Source organism: Peribacillus saganii (genome assembly GCF_003429095.1).
Lineage (GTDB): Bacteria > Bacillota > Bacilli > Bacillales > DSM-1321 > Peribacillus > Peribacillus saganii.
In genome coordinates, this window is record NZ_QVTE01000049.1 from 1 (window position 1) to 16,604 (window position 16,604).

Annotated in this window: 12 protein-coding genes and 3 pseudogenes; 4 read left to right on the forward strand and 11 right to left on the reverse strand. The window is 40.1% G+C overall.

Annotation, left to right across the window (positions count from 1 at the left end; translation table 11 throughout):
• A partial coding sequence (locus D0469_RS21755) for a hypothetical protein (protein WP_233523098.1) occupies nt 1–253 on the reverse strand: 253 nt, incomplete at its 3' end.
• A 284-nt stretch (nt 254–537) separates the two neighbouring features.
• Between D0469_RS21755 and D0469_RS16695 the strand changes: the two genes are divergently transcribed.
• Nucleotides 538–1,749 carry a DUF418 domain-containing protein gene (locus D0469_RS16695; RefSeq protein ID WP_117327861.1) on the forward strand — a complete coding sequence of 404 codons (1,212 nt, stop codon included), beginning with the start codon at nt 538–540 and terminating at the stop codon, nt 1,747–1,749.
• A 173-nt stretch (nt 1,750–1,922) separates the two neighbouring features.
• On the opposite strand, the gene D0469_RS16700 is transcribed toward D0469_RS16695, so the two are convergent.
• From D0469_RS16700 to pruA, 8 genes are all read right to left on the reverse strand, one after another.
• A complete protein-coding gene (locus tag D0469_RS16700; protein ID WP_117327862.1) occupies nt 1,923–3,272 on the reverse strand; it encodes a purine-cytosine permease family protein in 1,350 nt (449 codons plus the stop codon).
• A gap of 89 nt (nt 3,273–3,361) precedes the next feature.
• Nucleotides 3,362–4,474, reverse strand: coding sequence for a M24 family metallopeptidase (locus D0469_RS16705; protein WP_117327863.1), 1,113 nt, complete (start codon nt 4,472–4,474; stop codon nt 3,362–3,364).
• Between the two features lie 182 nt (nt 4,475–4,656).
• On the reverse strand, nt 4,657–4,992 hold the full coding sequence (locus D0469_RS16710; RefSeq protein WP_117327864.1) for a cupin domain-containing protein: 336 nt from the start codon (nt 4,990–4,992) through the stop codon (nt 4,657–4,659).
• A 14-nt stretch (nt 4,993–5,006) separates the two neighbouring features.
• Nucleotides 5,007–6,746, reverse strand: a complete 1,740-nt coding sequence (locus tag D0469_RS16715) for a hydantoinase B/oxoprolinase family protein (RefSeq protein WP_117327865.1) — start codon at nt 6,744–6,746, stop codon at nt 5,007–5,009.
• A 3-nt stretch (nt 6,747–6,749) separates the two neighbouring features.
• Nucleotides 6,750–8,792 (reverse strand): hydantoinase/oxoprolinase family protein, encoded by a 2,043-nt coding sequence (locus D0469_RS16720; protein ID WP_117327866.1) that lies wholly within the window; start codon nt 8,790–8,792, stop codon nt 6,750–6,752.
• Nucleotides 8,793–8,838: 46 nt separating this feature from the next.
• A complete protein-coding gene (locus D0469_RS16725; RefSeq protein WP_117327867.1) occupies nt 8,839–9,381 on the reverse strand; it encodes a helix-turn-helix domain-containing protein in 543 nt (180 codons plus the stop codon).
• Between the two features lie 355 nt (nt 9,382–9,736).
• Nucleotides 9,737–10,651: a proline dehydrogenase family protein gene (locus D0469_RS16730; protein WP_117327868.1), complete on the reverse strand. Its 915-nt coding sequence runs from the start codon at nt 10,649–10,651 to the stop codon at nt 9,737–9,739.
• A 102-nt stretch (nt 10,652–10,753) separates the two neighbouring features.
• Entirely contained in the window at nt 10,754–12,319 is a 1,566-nt protein-coding gene (pruA, locus tag D0469_RS16735) for an L-glutamate gamma-semialdehyde dehydrogenase (protein ID WP_117327869.1), read from the reverse strand.
• A 307-nt stretch (nt 12,320–12,626) separates the two neighbouring features.
• On the opposite strand from pruA, the gene D0469_RS16740 reads away from it, so the two are divergent.
• Nucleotides 12,627–14,003: a sigma-54 interaction domain-containing protein gene (locus D0469_RS16740; RefSeq protein WP_117327870.1), complete on the forward strand. Its 1,377-nt coding sequence runs from the start codon at nt 12,627–12,629 to the stop codon at nt 14,001–14,003.
• 177 nt (nt 14,004–14,180) lie between these two features.
• Nucleotides 14,181–14,439: pseudogene (locus D0469_RS16745) on the forward strand (winged helix-turn-helix transcriptional regulator).
• A gap of 150 nt (nt 14,440–14,589) precedes the next feature.
• Here D0469_RS16745 and D0469_RS16750 read toward each other — a convergent pair.
• A complete protein-coding gene (locus D0469_RS16750) occupies nt 14,590–15,459 on the reverse strand; it encodes a cation diffusion facilitator family transporter (protein WP_117327871.1) in 870 nt (289 codons plus the stop codon).
• Between the two features lie 299 nt (nt 15,460–15,758).
• Here D0469_RS16750 and D0469_RS22225 point away from each other — a divergent pair.
• Nucleotides 15,759–15,906 (forward strand): annotated as a pseudogene (locus D0469_RS22225) (DUF2935 domain-containing protein); the annotation flags it as partial.
• A gap of 462 nt (nt 15,907–16,368) precedes the next feature.
• On the opposite strand, the pseudogene D0469_RS16755 reads toward D0469_RS22225, so the two are convergent.
• A pseudogene (locus D0469_RS16755) lies at nt 16,369–16,604 on the reverse strand (hypothetical protein); the annotation flags it as partial.

Below are 16,604 nucleotides of genomic sequence, written 5' to 3' on the forward strand. Positions count from 1 at the left end.
CTCGGGACTCACACCCTATAGACTGCACCCATGCCGGGCGCACAATTAAAAACAGAAGACCATTAAGATCTTCTGTCGCTCGATCCTCCGGGTGCAATTTGTTTTTCATTAAATAAATAGAAACTTTCTGTGCTGTACCATCCGCCATCCGTAGCCATAGTATACGTCCATGAAGCTGACTTTGATTGCAGATGAAGTCATTTGATCCTTTGTTTCTCGGACACCAATTGATTATTTTCCAGCGCTGCAACAAATTTTGCTACATCCTTCTTCGTTGATACTGCACTTTTTGGCCGTTATTCATTGTATTTAGCCAAACACCTTCCACTGTACGGTTATAGAAAGAATTTACTAAAGTAATCCTCTATAAATAGCTTTTCTTTAGATATTTCACTTGTATGGAGGAAAATTAACACTGCACCAACAAGTCACATGAAGAAGTTTAATTCGGCACTTACCCCGTTTCTCTGATTCCAGTATGATAAAAGCAGCCAACATTGTTTACGGCTCTAATTAAAAATAAAAGGAGATAGTAATATGAAGTCAGCACCTATTTCAGCCAAGGAGAGGATAGTAACGATCGATATCATTCGAGGTTTTGCGTTATTGGGGATTTTCCTGGTGAATATGCCTGCTTTCCATTCACCGGTTTTCCTTGAGACACATCCAGAATATACAGGGTTGGATTATTGGCTGGATCTTTTCCTTCAGTTATTTGTACAAACAAAATTTTATACAATGTTTTCTTTTTTGTTTGGTTTAGGCTTTTATATTTTTATGAGCAGAGCGGAGCAAAAAGGTCTGAAGATAAGGCGTTTATTTTCCCGAAGGCTCTTTTTCCTATTATTATTTGGAGGAGCCCACTTAATTCTTTTATGGTTTGGGGATATTCTGCTTACTTACGCTTTAACCGGCTTTTTACTTCTGTTATTTTACAAACGTAAAACGAAAACAATACTGATCTGGGCTTTAAGCTTATTATTTTTATTTCATGCTTTGGTTTCCATTCAATTCTTTTTACCGGAAGATATACTGAAAGAGGCAGAGGCAGAACACAAATTACAGAGCCAGCTGGCAGAATACGTTGATGTGTACCAGCATGCACAATATACAGACCTCGTTAGTTATCGTTTTAAAGAAGAAGTTATTCAGGTTTTACAGACCCAGCCAATTGCTATGATTACTGTGCTAGCTATGTTTTTATTTGGTCTTTACGCAGGTAAAATCGGTATCTTCCAGCCTGATACAACCCAGCATTCTATAATAAATCGCATTTGGCGGGTATCCTTAATCCTAAGCATTCCTCTTGTTATTCTTTTAGCTCTATTTAAGTTAAGCGTTATAGATTTGGGAATTTATAAAGAAACCGCCGTTTATTTATTTACAAGCTTAAGCGGTTTAACATTATGCTTTTTCTATATATCTTCTTTAATATTATTGCTTAGAAAGAAAAATTGGCAGAAGCTGCTCCGCCCTATCGGTTATACAGGACAAATGGCGCTGACAAATTACCTTTCCCAAACATTTATATCCCTTTTTATTTTTCTAGGTCTTAATTTTTACGGTGAAGTCAGCCTTCTTACAGGGACATTCATTTGCATAATAATTTATCTATTTCAAGTCGTATTTAGTTATATATGGATGAAAAACTTTAAATTTGGTCCATTTGAATGGCTTTGGCGCTCCTTAACATATGGATACTTCCAGTCCATGAAAAAAGAAGTAAATCACCAGAACAATATAGTATAATCCCCAAATAACCCATGTGAACATGCATGGGTTATTGTTTGAATGAGCAAAGAAAGACAACTCATTATTAGGTAAAGCTGCTATTGTTTGATCAAACAACTAAAAAGGCGGCAGCCGCCATTTTTCATAAAATAGTGACTGCCACCTTTCATTTTTTCTTCACGCCGTTTTGACTATCCTATTTTAATATCCCTTTGATCTTGAGTGTTACTTTGGTCTACAGTCGTAAATTCATCAGGTGCCACCGAGGCTTTAATTTTCATGGTAATGTAATACACAAGTCCAGAAACCAGCAATGATTGCACCGCTGGCAAGCCAAATTCATTTACATATTGAGTATAATAGCCGACACCTGTACCAATAATTAATGCAATGGTTGCCATCCAGTTCCAGCCTTTGTTTTCTGTCCACTGCTGCTTCCGGATGAAGAAGAAATCACTCATCATAACACCTGCAATTGCCGGATAAATAAGAGCAGTCATATAAAGAAAATCAGTAAAATAGTTAAGAATTCCGGCAAGTGCGATGACGATTGCAATGATTGTACCACCAAGTGTCAATAGGGCACGTCCCTTTCCGGAGTTCACATTCATCATATTCGCAAGCGCTAGGCCCATACTGTAATTATTGACAATTTGGCTGGTCCATGTAGCAAACCATAAAATTAAGAAGCCCCAAACCGGGAATCCCATATTTTGCATTAAAGTAACGATATCTGCTTCACCGACGCCAACAGACATAATAGCTCCAACATAAAATAACGGCAATCCAACTGCAATTATGCCGAGTGGAATAAGGATGGTATCTTTCATTGCAGGTTTAGCATACCGCGTATAATCCGAGGCGATGACCCATTGGGACACATTTACCCCGATAACTAGGGAGATTGCTCCCAAAATACTCATCGATTGATCCGGATTCCAGGTAGAGATTGTTTCCCACCCTGTATTCCGAAGAGACAAATAGATGCCCCCTGCTATTAATACCAGTCCTGCCGGAACAGCAATATAATCTGTCCATTTCATTGAAGAATATCCAATGATTGCAGGAAGGGCAAATAACAGGCCTGCTATAACAGTAATAACTCCCCACGAAAAAACTTCTGTTTTATAATCAATTCCAAACATGGCGGCAATCGCATTTCCGGCAACAGCCGTCTGAAGTGCCCACCATCCCATCGAAACTACGAAAATAGTAAGTCCCACAATAAATCTTGCTTGCAGGGCACCAAAGCTGGACTTAGCAATTACGGAAGAAGACCTCCCGGTTTTGGCACCGATATAGCCTTGAAGCGAATTGCCCACCCATTGAAACACAATCATGGCAGCCAGAAGTACCCAAATAATTTCAGCCATCGAAAAACTTGCTGCTAAGGCAGCACCAACCATGAGCACAGGAATGGTAAACTCCAATCCTCCAAAAATCATAGCAGGAGTCATCCAATGCTGTCTCTCATGTAAAGGTACTGCAGATAAAGCCTCGTCCTTTCCTACAGCCGTTTGCTTCTCCTTCAGTTCTCCCATTTTCCCACTCCTTTATATTGAAAATTCAGACTTTTTATCAAAGACCCGTAGACCGGGCAGTCGCTGCAGCCTTGGGTGAAGAATAACTTTTATTGTATGGTCAGACCTGCATTTTCATTTTTTGCAATCATTTCATGTGTAAAATGATTGAGCGATTCACAGCCGGTAGCTGTAACAACCACAATATCCTCAATTCTCACACCAAATCTGCCGTTTAAGTAAATGCCCGGTTCCACGCTGATCACCATGCCTTCTTCAAGCAGCTGATCATTGTTCACTGTCACAAATGGCTCTTCATGTACATCGATACCCAAACCATGTCCTGTTCTGTGGGTAAAATGTTTACCGTAGCCTTCCTGAGTGATAATGTCACGGGCGATACGGTCAATCTCTTTTAAAGGAACTCCCGGCTTAACTGCTTTAACCGCTTCCGCCTGTGCACATTTTACTATTTCATATACTTTCTGAATTTCATCCGGTGGTTCAGATCCAACATAAATGGTCCTGGTCATATCAGAGCAGTAATGGTCTTTAATTCCTCCTAAATCAATGACAACCATATCGCCTTCCGTAATTGGCGTATCACCGGATTGATGGTGAGGAATCGCTCCATTTTTTCCTGTACCGACTATTGGGCTGAATGACAAATCCGCAACCTCATGCGATGCAAACAGCCGCTTTATTTCTTCGGCAACTTCCTTTTCAGTTATACCAGGCTTAATGAATTGAATAGCTTCTTTCATAACGTCATCAGCAATTGCCCCCGATTTTTTCAGCTGCGCAATTTCGTGCTGATCCTTATTTATACGTAATTTACCGATCACTTCCGTACTGTCAACAAATGAAAGATGATTGGTAAGCTTCATGAGTGTAAGCAAGTTTTGGCTGGGCCACTGGTTATCAACAGATATGCTTCCTCTTTCAGGAAGTAATTTTGCCAATAGCTCTATGGATGATTCCCCGTCTTTCCAAAAGTATGTATCAAACAGATCTGCCGGCAGAATTTCTTCCTTTGACATTTCATGGACAATCAGTGACGGCTTCCCGTTTTGGGTTACCACAACAGCCTGCAATCTCTCATGTGAGTCTAGCCATGTGCCGGTAAAGTAGAAAAAATTAGAGGGTGAAGTGGCGATCACTGCTTTAATATTTTTTTCTTTCAATAGAATCTGTGCTTTTTCAATTCTCTTTCTATAGGACAAGGCTAATGCCCCCTTCTTAGAAATTTTCAATAAAAAAAAGTCTGACTCCTCTTTCACGATATATTGCAATCTATTAGACAATCGGTTGCTGTATATAATGTGAGTAGGAGTCAGACCCTTAAGAGCCAGCTCTGTCTGGTTGTAGTAATAATTAGTTGATATATTTGTATGGACTCAGGGACTTACCTTTCAACAAGCACCCATACAATCTCGCAATCTTCAACTCCATCGTTTAAAGCCCAATGCTCTTCTCCGCGTGGGATAAAAGTAGCTTCTCCTGCTGATACCCTAAATTCTTTTCCGCCGCTCATAGTAACAATAGACCCTTTGATAATAAGCCCATATTCGTCCTGGTCATGTGAACCTGTGCCTTCCACGGGGATCCGCGCACCGGGAGGAATTTTAACAGTTCCTAATAAAGTCCGCCCGCCTTCAATGACCGATCTGTCAAAAAGTGTCTTCATTGTAATACCAGGGCGGTTTTCCGCTTTTACACTGTTTACTGCAACAACTTGCAATTATGCTCCCACCTTTATTGTCGGTCTTTGGATAACTCCAGTACTTTCAATGTTTCTGGATCAAGAGTTACACCATAGTCATTTTTTGCCTGTTCAATTGTAATGTACTCATTTTTTACGTCACTGACGACTTTTTCAACCGCCCTTTTTAAGGGGCTGCCGTATCCGCCTCCTGTTCCTGTTACGAGACGTGTCACATCATTTTTATTTAAAGGATACTGGTTGTACTTGCCAAACGGTCCTGCTACCTCACCGCTCGCCTTGATAAACTCAAAATAATTTATGGAACCATCCTTACCTTCATTGGCTCCCCAAGGTTTAAACTTATGGCGTCCAAAAGATGCAGTAAAGACTTGATTATCGGTAAGGGACCGGTATGAGCGGACAACCCCGTTCCCACCGCGGAACTCACCTGCACCAGCTCCATCAATATTCAAGCTGTACTCATCGACTAATACACCGTTTCTTGTTTCACAAACTTCTACAGGGATGTTGAAAGTTTCGCCGTCTAGGATACAGAATTGTGCGGATGCCCCATCTTTCCCTGCGTCTCCACCCCATCCTCCGACAGATGGCTCAACAATCAGGAAACGTTCGTCTGTATCTTGGTGTTTTCCTGAAAGAATGGCCACACACACGGATAAAAAGTGACCTGCAGACAACCGGTTAGGGACAACAGGTGCTAACGCTTTCCAAATTAAGTCCGATCCAAACAGCATTGACTCCCAGTACATTGATACAGGGGCTGGCCTTGCTGCGTTAAAAATGGATCCTTCGTCTGTAAGAACTTTGAGCGGTCTGAACGAGCCGTCGTTTACGTCTTGAGAAGGATTTGTGACTGCAAGATAAATAGTGCGAACAGCTGAAACCAAGCCTGTTAATGTTGAATTTATGGAACCGGTTACCTGAGGATGACTTCCCCGGAAATCACAAATGAATTCATTATCGGTGATCTCCACCTTAACCTGAACTCGGAACGGTCCTTCTTCAATGCCGTCATCATCAATATAATCAACAGCTTCATAAGTTCCTTTTGGCAGCTCTCGAAGCGATTTAAGCGCCAATTGTTCCCCATGATCGAGTAAATGATTAATGGAGTTCACTACTATTTCTTTACTATATTTATCACAGAGCTCTTGAACGCGTCTTTCGCCTGTTTTCAAAGCAGCTACCTGAGCCCATAGGTCGCCCAATGAAAGGTCTGGGAAACGTACATTTGCGCGGATGATTTCCACTACAGCCTGGTTCAATTTCCCTTCATCATAGATTTTCACACAAGGAAATTGCAGGCCTTCCTGGTAGATTTCCGTTGAATCTGTAGACATTGATCCCGCGTCTTTGCCTCCTACTTCAGTCCAGTGGGCTTTATTAGCTGAGAAAGCAATTAACTCCCCTTTATAAAAGATCGGCATAACCAACCCGACATCACAAAGGTGGGAGCCGCCGCCGCCATAAGGGTCGTTAATCAGAAAAATGTCCCCGGGCTTTAGATCGCCTGCCTTATTGTATCTTTCCAGTGTTTCACGAACCATGAACGATAGCATCCCGATAAACCCAGTTACCCCGTTCCCCTGGGTGAGCAGCTGCCCCTTTGCATCAGTAAGGCCGCTTGCGTAATCCAGCACCTCATAAATGATCGGGCTCATCGATGTACGTGCCAGTGCATAAAACATTTCTTCTCCTATAGCGACTAAAGAATCTTTTACAATATCCAAAGTAAAAGGATCAACTTTTGTAACAACTGAATTAGCCATGTATTACACCTCCGCCTCAATGATTAAGTTTCCGTAAGCATCGACAGTTACTTTTTGTCCAGGATACACCACGGTAGATGCTGACTGCTCTTCCACAATAACCGGACCAGAAAGCTTCGCATCCGGATTCAGCAGAGTCCTGTTATAGACCTTTGTGTCAATCCATCCATGATTTTCATATAAAACTGGTCTTACTTCTTTTAAAGAATCCTCCAAAGTGCCTCCTATATTTTCAAGCTTCGCTAATTCAGGCTTCTGTACAGAACCGAACGCGATGAGATGCAGGTTTACAATTTCTGTAGGAGCTTCTTCAAGTTTAAAAGTATAAAGCTGTTGGTGTAGTTCATGGAATTTCTGAATAACTTCATTCATGCCTTCTTTTGTAATTTTACCGTTAGGAACTGGAACTTTTACTGTGTGCTCCTGCCCAAGATATCTTAAGTCAACAAAGCGAGAGAAAAGAACGTGTTCTTCTTTTACCCCTTCACCTGCATATTGTTCAACTGCCTCAGATTCCTGTCTTGCCAAAATTTCATTAAGCTCGTCATAATTGATGCCTTCAACTCGCCGGATATAAGTCTGAATGTAGTCGTGACGCAAATCTGTCATAAGCATTCCCCATGCGGAGAAAACGGAAGTTGCAACAGGGACAATAACTTTGCGGACCCCCAGTTCTTTTGCAAGTGCCGGGGCATGCATAGAGCCTCCACCCCCAAAAGCAACTAATGCGAAATCACGAGGATCATAGCCCTTTCTGACAGAAATTAGCTTAAGGGCATTCAACATGTTAGAGTTTGCAATCCGGATAATGCCTAGTGCTGCTTCATCAACAGTTGTATTGAATTTCTTTGCAATTTTTTCGTTAATGGTTGTCTTTACATTTTCCATATCAACTTGGTTATCAAAGTTTTTGGGAGAAAGGCGCCCGACCACAAGATTCGCATCTGTAGTAGTAGGTTCTGTTCCACCCTTGCCATAAGCAATCGGTCCAGGAAGTGCACCCGCAGATTGAGGTCCGACGCGCAATGATCCACCGTCATCAATCCATGCAATTGAACCGCCGCCATTCCCGATTTCCACAATGTCAACTACAGGGACTTTAATTGGGTAGCCTGCCGTACGTTCTGTTCGTTCGATATTGTACTCTGTCGTGACTTTTACTTCACCGCTGTCAATAAGCGAACATTTTGCAGTTGTTCCTCCAATATCAAATGCAATGATATTATCTTCACCAATGATTTTTCCAAGGATGGCTGAGCCATAAATGCCCGCAACTGGACCAGATTCAACCATATTGATTGGTGTTTGCTTTGATTGTTCAAACGTAGTTGTTCCGCCATTTGATTGCATAATATATTTGTTGGAATCATTCCCGACATTGCTTAATTCTCTTTCAAGACGGTCTACATATGAAGAAGCGATTGGTTTAACATATGAGTTTAATACCGTTGTGCTTGTACGCTCATATTCCCTCCACTCTCTTGTAACTTCGTGTGATGCTGTAACCGCTACTTCCGGCCATAATTCCTTAATTAACTGCACTGTTTCAATTTCATGGACCGGATTGCTGTATGAATGAAGGAAGGAAACTGCAATGGCTTCAACCCCTTCTTTTTTAAAATACTTAACTATTTCTTGAATTCTATCTTTATGTAACTTTTGTATGATCTCACCTTTATAGTTTAATCTCTCTTCCACTTCTTGACGTAAATAGCGGGGTACAAAAGGTGCTGGCTTTTCATATTGGATATTAAACAGGTCAGGCCGATTTCCCCGGGAGATTTCCAGCACATCGCGGAAGCCTTTTGTAGTAATTAATCCCGTTTTCACACCTTTTCGTTCGGTTAAAGCATTAATGATTACAGTTGTACCGTGGATAAATGTATCAAGCTGAGCTGTATCAATGCCGCTTACTCCGATTACATCCAATACCCCTTTTTCGAAATTTGGGGGCGTTGTATGGCTTTTTGCTACACCGATTTTCCCATGCTGATCCACATAAACTAAATCAGTAAATGTACCTCCAATATCTGTTGCAACTCTCATGATCAAACCACCCTTCTTTTCAATCAATCTATAGAAATAACAGCTATTAAAAAATAACTGGTGTTACCACACTGAGTACCTTTGCATCTTTATCAATGGGATTTTTAACAGAATGCGGCAGCTGTGACGGGAAATGAATGGAGTCTCCTGCCTTCATAAGATACTCCTTCCCATCTACTTCAAATAACAGAACTCCTTCAAGAATGTAATAAAACTCTTCACCTGGATGGCTGAATGTTTTTTCATAAGGCTGTCCTTGCGGAAACGTTACAAGCATCGGCTCAATGGATCTCCCAGAAAACTCCCCGCCAAGCCTCGTATATACGGAGCCAGACCCTTCTATACGAAACGATTTTTGTTCTTCTACTGGCACTTTGTAATTTTTATTTGCATAATCTTCAAAAAAACTTGTGATAGGCACTTCAAAAGCATCCGCAATTTTTTTTAACGATGTAATCGCTATTGAAGAGGAAGCACGTTCGACTTGCGATAAAAAGCTTACTGATAGTCCTGTTTTTTCTGCCAAATCTTTTAATGTCAGTTTTTTTTCATTTCGTAATTCGCGGATCCTTTTTGACACTTCTTCCATTTGACTACCTCCAGAAAACTGTCAAAACCAATGTATACTGTAATTATTAAAGTGATACTGTATTTAATATGATAATATCATAATGTTTTTTGAATTAACAGTATTTTTTCAATTTATTGATTTTTTACTATATTAATCTTCTACATTTGGCAAGTTAATTATTCAATATAGGTTTCATAGGGGTTATATACTGTTTAATTTTCATATAGCCAGCTTTCGTTATAATGATAAAAACACCCAATTTTGTATGGGTGTTTTCCGGTAATTCGCAGTTATTCTGTTATGTTTGTTTGCTTTTAGAAGCGAAAATGAATTTAATACTTTTAACCGATTCTACCTATACTGTAATTCTTGTTTATTTTGAGAAGAGCCCTTTAAGTGCAAATGCGACATTTTGCGGTCTTTCAGCAAGGCGCCTCATAAAATAGCCAAACCAATCATCACCAAATGGCACATAAACGCGCATTTTATATCCTTCACGTACCAGGTTCAACTGCATGTCTGTCCGGAACCCATACAGCATTTGGAATTCAAATTGATTATTAGGAATGTTTTGATCTTTTGCGAACTCTTTCACCTTTGCTATTATATTATGGTCGTGAGAAGCGATTGCAGTATAGCTGCCGCTTAACAGATGCTCTTTGATAATACGCAGATAATTTTCATCGATGTCCTTCTTATCCTGATATGCCACGTCAGGAGATTCTTTATAGGCTCCTTTAACAAGACGCAGCGGGATTCCGTTTAAATCCTTAACATCCTGCTCAGCACGATATAAATAGGATTGAATAACCGTACCGACATTATCATACGTTTCCCGGAGCTCCTTTAAAATATCCAATGTAATTTGGCAATGCGAGTAATCTTCCATATCTATTCGAACGAAATTATTGGTTTTCTTCGCTGTGTCAAGAATTTTCCGCATATTTGCGACGCAAAAATCACGGCTAATGTCCAAACCAAGCTGTGTCATCTTAACGGAAAGATTACTGTTTACTCCGGCTCTTGCAATGGATTCAAGCGTTTTTACATTGTAATCCGTTGCTTCCAGAGCTTCTTCTTTGCTAGAAACGAATTCCCCCAAATGGTCAAGTGTACATACAAGCCCTTTTTCATTCAAATGTTTTACCTTTTTAATGGCGCTTTCAATGGTCATTCCCGCAACTACATGGGAAGCCCCAAATCGCAAGCCCCATTTTTTGGCGGCTTTATTTAGAGCCTTATTTTGCGAAGCGTAAAGAAACGTATTTTTTGAAATTTCCGCTAACATTGTCTGCCCTCCAAACCGATTATAAAATATAAATAAGGGCTTTTAGAAGGCACGTTTCAAGTCCATTTGTTAAACCTGCCTTCTTTTGCCTGCCCCATTTGATTAAATTAATTGGCTCATTGTTTTCGCCTGCATATGCAGTATGAGGTAATCAGGACCACCTGCTTTTGAGTCTGTTCCTGACATGTTAAAACCGCCAAATGGCTGGTACCCGACTATAGCGCCGGTGCAGCCCCGATTAAAATACAGATTTCCGACATGGAATTCTTTTTTGGCTCGTTCTATATGCTCCTCATTATTCGATAGGAGTGCACCTGTTAATCCGTAGTCGGTATTATTGGCAATTTCCAGCATATGGTCAAAATCGCGCGCCTGGCAGAACGCGAGAACCGGGCCAAAAATTTCTTCTTGCATCAGCCGGGCATTTTCATCTACATCAGCAAAGATTGTCGGCTGAATGAAATACCCATTGGAGTCGTCACCCTGTCCTCCTGTCATCAATCTTCCCTCCTCTTTACCAATTTCAATATACTTGGTGATCTTGTTAAAAGATGCTTGGTCAATAACTGGACCCATATACGTTTCAGGGTTCACCGGATTGCCAACCTTTAATGTTTTTGTCAGGGCAATTGCTTTTTCAAGTACTTCATCATAAACATCTTGATGTACTACAGCCCGGGAGCCGGCAGAACATTTCTGCCCAGAGAATCCAAATGCAGAATAAACTATGGAAGAAGCAGCAAGATCCAAATCAGCGTCTTTATCAACAACAACTGTATCTTTGCCTCCCATTTCAGCAATAACACGTTTTAGCCAGATCTGCCCGGGATGTACTTTAGCAGCACGCTCATAAATGCGGCAACCCACTTCACGAGAACCTGTAAACGAAACGAAACGCGTTTTCGGATGATCGACCAAATAATCGCCTACTTCTGAACCACTGCCTGGAATAAAGTTAAGTACGCCTTTTGGCAGGCCGGCTTCTTCCATGACTTCAACGAATTTCGCTGCAATGATCGGGGTGTTGTTGGACGGTTTTAGAAGAATAGTGTTCCCTGATACAATTGCCGCTGCTGCTGTTCCGGCCATGATGGCTAATGGGAAATTAAAAGGAGAAATGATAATGCCTACTCCTAATGGAATATAATTGTAGGTATTCTTCTCGCCATCTCGGCTTTGGACAAGTGCACCGTTCTTTAATTGCACCATCTGACGAGCATAGTACTCTAGAAAATCAATCGCTTCCGCTGTATCCGCATCAGCTTCCTTCCATGGTTTTCCTGCTTCTTTTACCAAATAGCCAGAAAATTCATGTTTGCGGCTGCGAATGATCTCTGCTGCACGGAATAGTACTTCTGCACGCAACTCCGGTTCAACTTGTTTCCACGTTTCAAATGCCTTAAGAGCTGATTGCATCGCTTCTTCTGCCAGTTCTTTCGTGGCCTTGGATACTAGGCCGACAACTTCCTTGCTGGCAGGATTAATAGAAACAATTTTCTCTTTCGTCGTTATTTGTGCTCCGCCAATCACAAGCGGATAATCCTTTCCTAACTGTGAAGTTACCAATGTTAAAGCTTCTTCAAAGGCACGTTTATTTTCTTCTTTTGAAAAATCTGTAAATGGTTCATGCCTGTAATCTTCAACTGTGTTCATCTGTTTTGTTGTCATACTTGTCTCTCCCTTAATAAAAGTATTGTGTTTTCATCGAAACTCGTGCTTTGCCGAGTTTTTCAGAGTAGCTAAGTACTCTCATTTCTCTGCCTGAACATGTACCTTTTTTCTTTTAGGTATATCATTCACATCTATTTATACTTGCAAGAATTATGCCAAGTTGAAAAAGCGTAACAGTTTCAATATTCTATATTTTTTCAATTGCAAAAATTTATTTAGGATTGTATTCTTTTATCAACACATATGTGTACCAATGTCAACATTCATATACACACTGTGAACAATCCATTATGGGGTGATTTTTTTGAAAGCCGCCGATCGATTTGCCAGCCCTACCTTGCATACTCTGTTATCCTCATTGGATGATGCCATCTCAATCATTAACACAGAAGGAGTTATTGTATATTGGAATGAAGCAGCAGAAAAAACCTTTCAAATTAGTAAAGATGAGATTATCGGAAAAAACATACAGAAATTCTTCCAGCAGGAAGATATTATGCACTTAAAGGTGCTCCAGACAAAACAAACAGTCCGGGATATGTATCATCAGCCCCGGCCAGATAAACATGTGTTAATAAGCACCTATCCTATTTATGATGAGCAAAATGAACTGATCGGCTCGATGTCAGTTGAAAAAGATATCACTTCTACGATCAAACTGAATGAAAAGCTCAGTTCAGCATCTAAGGAGCTGCAGCAGTTAAAACAGCAAATTACCCAAAGTCAGCTTGGCGATCCTTTCACAAAGATCAAGGGAAGAAACACAGCCATTCAGCATATCATTACAAATGTGAAAAAAGTGGCAAAAACGGATGCCACAGTCCTGATCAGCGGGGAGAGCGGTGTTGGAAAAGAGCTGTTTGCCCAGGCAATTCATGAGGAGAGCTTGCGGAGGGAGGAGCCCTTTATCCCAATAAATTGCGGCGCTATTCCAAATGCTTTATTCGAAAGTGAACTTTTTGGTTATGAATCGGGAGCCTATACAGGAGCTTCTAAAGGCGGTAAACCTGGAAAAATGGAAATGGCGGATGGAGGGACTTTGTTTTTAGATGAAGTTGGAGAGCTTCCTCTTGATATGCAGGTTAAATTGCTAAGAGCCTTGCAGGAAAGAGAAATCTATCGCATTGGAGGACAAACACCGAAAAAAGTAAATGTACGCATAATTGCCGCTACAAATCGAATATTGGAAACAATGGTATCAGAAGGAACCTTCCGTTCTGATTTATTTTACCGGCTAAATGTCTTTTCTGTTCGCATTCCCCCACTTCGGGAAAGAATCGATGATATTCCTTATTTAATACATACATTCCTAAACGAACTCGCCTTTCAATATAGCAAACCTGTTCCAGTTATCCGGAGGGAAACAATCAACCTGTTGCAGCAATACCATTGGCCAGGAAATATAAGGGAAATCCGAAATTTGACTGAGCGTCTTGTAATCCTTAATGAACACAGTGAAATAACTGAAACGGATATTACTCAGCTGCTCCCGCTGGCAAAACCTATTGTCCCTGTTTTTGGGATGAAGGTATCACTTACTGATGAAAAAGAAAAGCTTGAAAAAGAACGAATCCTTCAAACACTAAAAAAAACTTATGGAAACAAAAGCCTAACAGCAAAAGAATTAGGTATGTCACGTGCCAACCTTTATAAAAAACTGAGAAAATATCATATAAAATGATTCATCTCTTGCATCCCTATCGAACATACCGAAGTTCTAAGTACGGACAAAAATCTGTGCACTTATTTGGACGATTTGCCTTACCTGGTCATGAATTAGGAATGATAAATATTTTTGTTGTATAATAAATGAAACCAGACTTATTTATGAATAAATCAATATGGTTAAAAAAATTCAATTGGCATTTTAAGTGTACGATGGATTGAATTAATCATTTACCAATTACTTTCTGGGCCAAAGAGATTTAGTACTATTGAATCCGCGATAGGTGTGAGCGGCGAGTTCTGTCAGACCGGTTAAATGAACTAGAGAATCAGGGAATCGTTAAACGAGAAGTCTCTCCGGGGAAACGCCTGTACGAATTGAATACTCTCTTAGAGCGAAGGGTAATCTTTTGCACCTTATGAAAGAAGTTGAAAAATGGTCGCAAGCTTGACTGGACTCAGTTTTAACGGATGAAAAAATAAAAATGCCAATTGTCCTAAAAAACAATTGGCAATTTTATTTACACTGAATTAAAACAAATGTTAACAATGATAACTGCTAACAATACCAGCGGAAATAAGAAGAATATCGTTTACCAGCGTTAATTTGGCTCCACATGTACATGAACTTCGTAGATACCATGTTCACGTATCAATATTTCTTCAACATTTGTAGAGATATCATGAGCATCCTTTAACTCCAAAGTAGATTTAACCAGTATGACAGCATCCACAACAATGTTATTGCCGTAATTCCTGGCTCTAATATTCTTTACCCCTTTTACATCAGAAGTGTTAAGGATCGTTTCTTTATAACCTACAATCAGCTTCTCATCAAATGCATCCGTAAGATCATGTGATGATTCACGAAAAATGCCCCATGCAGTCTTGCAAATCAATAAACCAACGATAACCGCTGTTAGAGAGTCTAGCCATACAAGGTTAAACTGAGAACCTATAATACCGATTACTGCACCGACACTTACCAAAGCGTCAGAAAGATTGTCTTTTGCAGCTGCCATAACGGATTGGCTATTTATCTTCTCTGCCAAGTTCTTGTTATAGCGATATACGATATACATTACTATAGCACAGAAGGCTCCTGTCCAGGCTGCCAGTAAGTTCGGTGCCTCTTTTCCTTCCTCAAATACAGATAAAATAGCTGTATAAAGCACTTGAAGACCAACAGTCATCATAATAAAGGATGCTACCATAGAAGCAACGGTTTCTGATTTCCAATGGCCGTATCGGTGATTTACATCAGCCGGCTTTTGAGCAATTTTCAAACCAATGAGCACAGCAATAGAAGCAATAATATCCGTTGCATTGTTTAACCCATCAGCTTTTAGCGCATCTGAATTTGCTGTGAAACCTACGAATAGTTTTAGAGCTGATAAGAACAGATAAGCGCAGATACTGAGAATAACGCCTCTTTCTCCCTTTTTTAAATCATTATATTTTTGCTGTTCCATAATTACCTCCGATATGAGTCCTAGACCATAATTACCTATTAACCAACGGGCGGGTTCTATAGTCATCTTTTATCGTCTATAGAATTGTCCTTTATCAATTAATGTGCAGGCAGGTCAAAATTTAGCAGTTTACGTTTCACGTCCCAAGAAGTAATTTTTTCTTAATGATTACCCAACACATACTCGAGTTATGCCGCTAATAAAATAAAAATGAATACAACATAAGAGGTTCACACCATCCAAGTCAGTTTCAAATTCCAGGTCACATTACTCAGGATCAATTTAATCAGAAGTTGATTAAAATCAGCGGATTTAAGTTCCCCTTGCTTGTTGACCATATTGCTCGAAGCAGAATATTTTATGAGAACACTAAAAAAATGTAACAAGAGTATACTGGACCCTATTCAAGATACCATTATTAACGAAAATGTTTTTCAGCTGAGAATCAGACGAGTAAACAGAGGTAATACTTTTTTATTTTTATATCTCACTATGTAAGCTGATTGTGTACCTTTCGTTACTGAATAAGAAAAGAGAGTACCCGATGGATTCTTTCAATTTTAATAATATTTTCTTACTACAAGTGTCAGTCAGAAGTTAACAACTTATGCTTGTAAGCCAGGAAAAATTATTAAAAAGAAGGCTCCTGAATTAATTTCAGCGCCTTCTTTTTTCATTATGAAATAAAAAAGTCATATGAATAAGTGAGATATGGCTAACCTTTGCAAACGGATGGGTCATGAAAAAGTCAAATTAATTTATTTCTGCATGCAAAAAAGACTGTTGCCACACAGAGCCACAGCCCATTTAAACAAGCAAGCTGCATATCTCTCTAAAATCATCACCATATCTAAGAAGTGTGGCAGCTTGTCCTACCTCGCCATGCACTGATTAATAACCACATTTACTTTATAGATACTGGTTAAACCAAGGAGCAGGTGCGTCTTTATTTTCATAGTTACCCTGCTGCTCCCTTTTGTTACCCCTTTGGTCTCGGTTGTTTCTTTCCTGGTCGCGGTCATTCTTTGCTTGGTCTCGGTTGTTTCTTTCCTGGTCTCGGTCATTCTTTACTTGGTCTCTGTTGTTTCTTTCTTGGTCTCGGTTGTTTCTTTCCTGGTCGTGATCATTCTTTGCTTGGTCGCGGT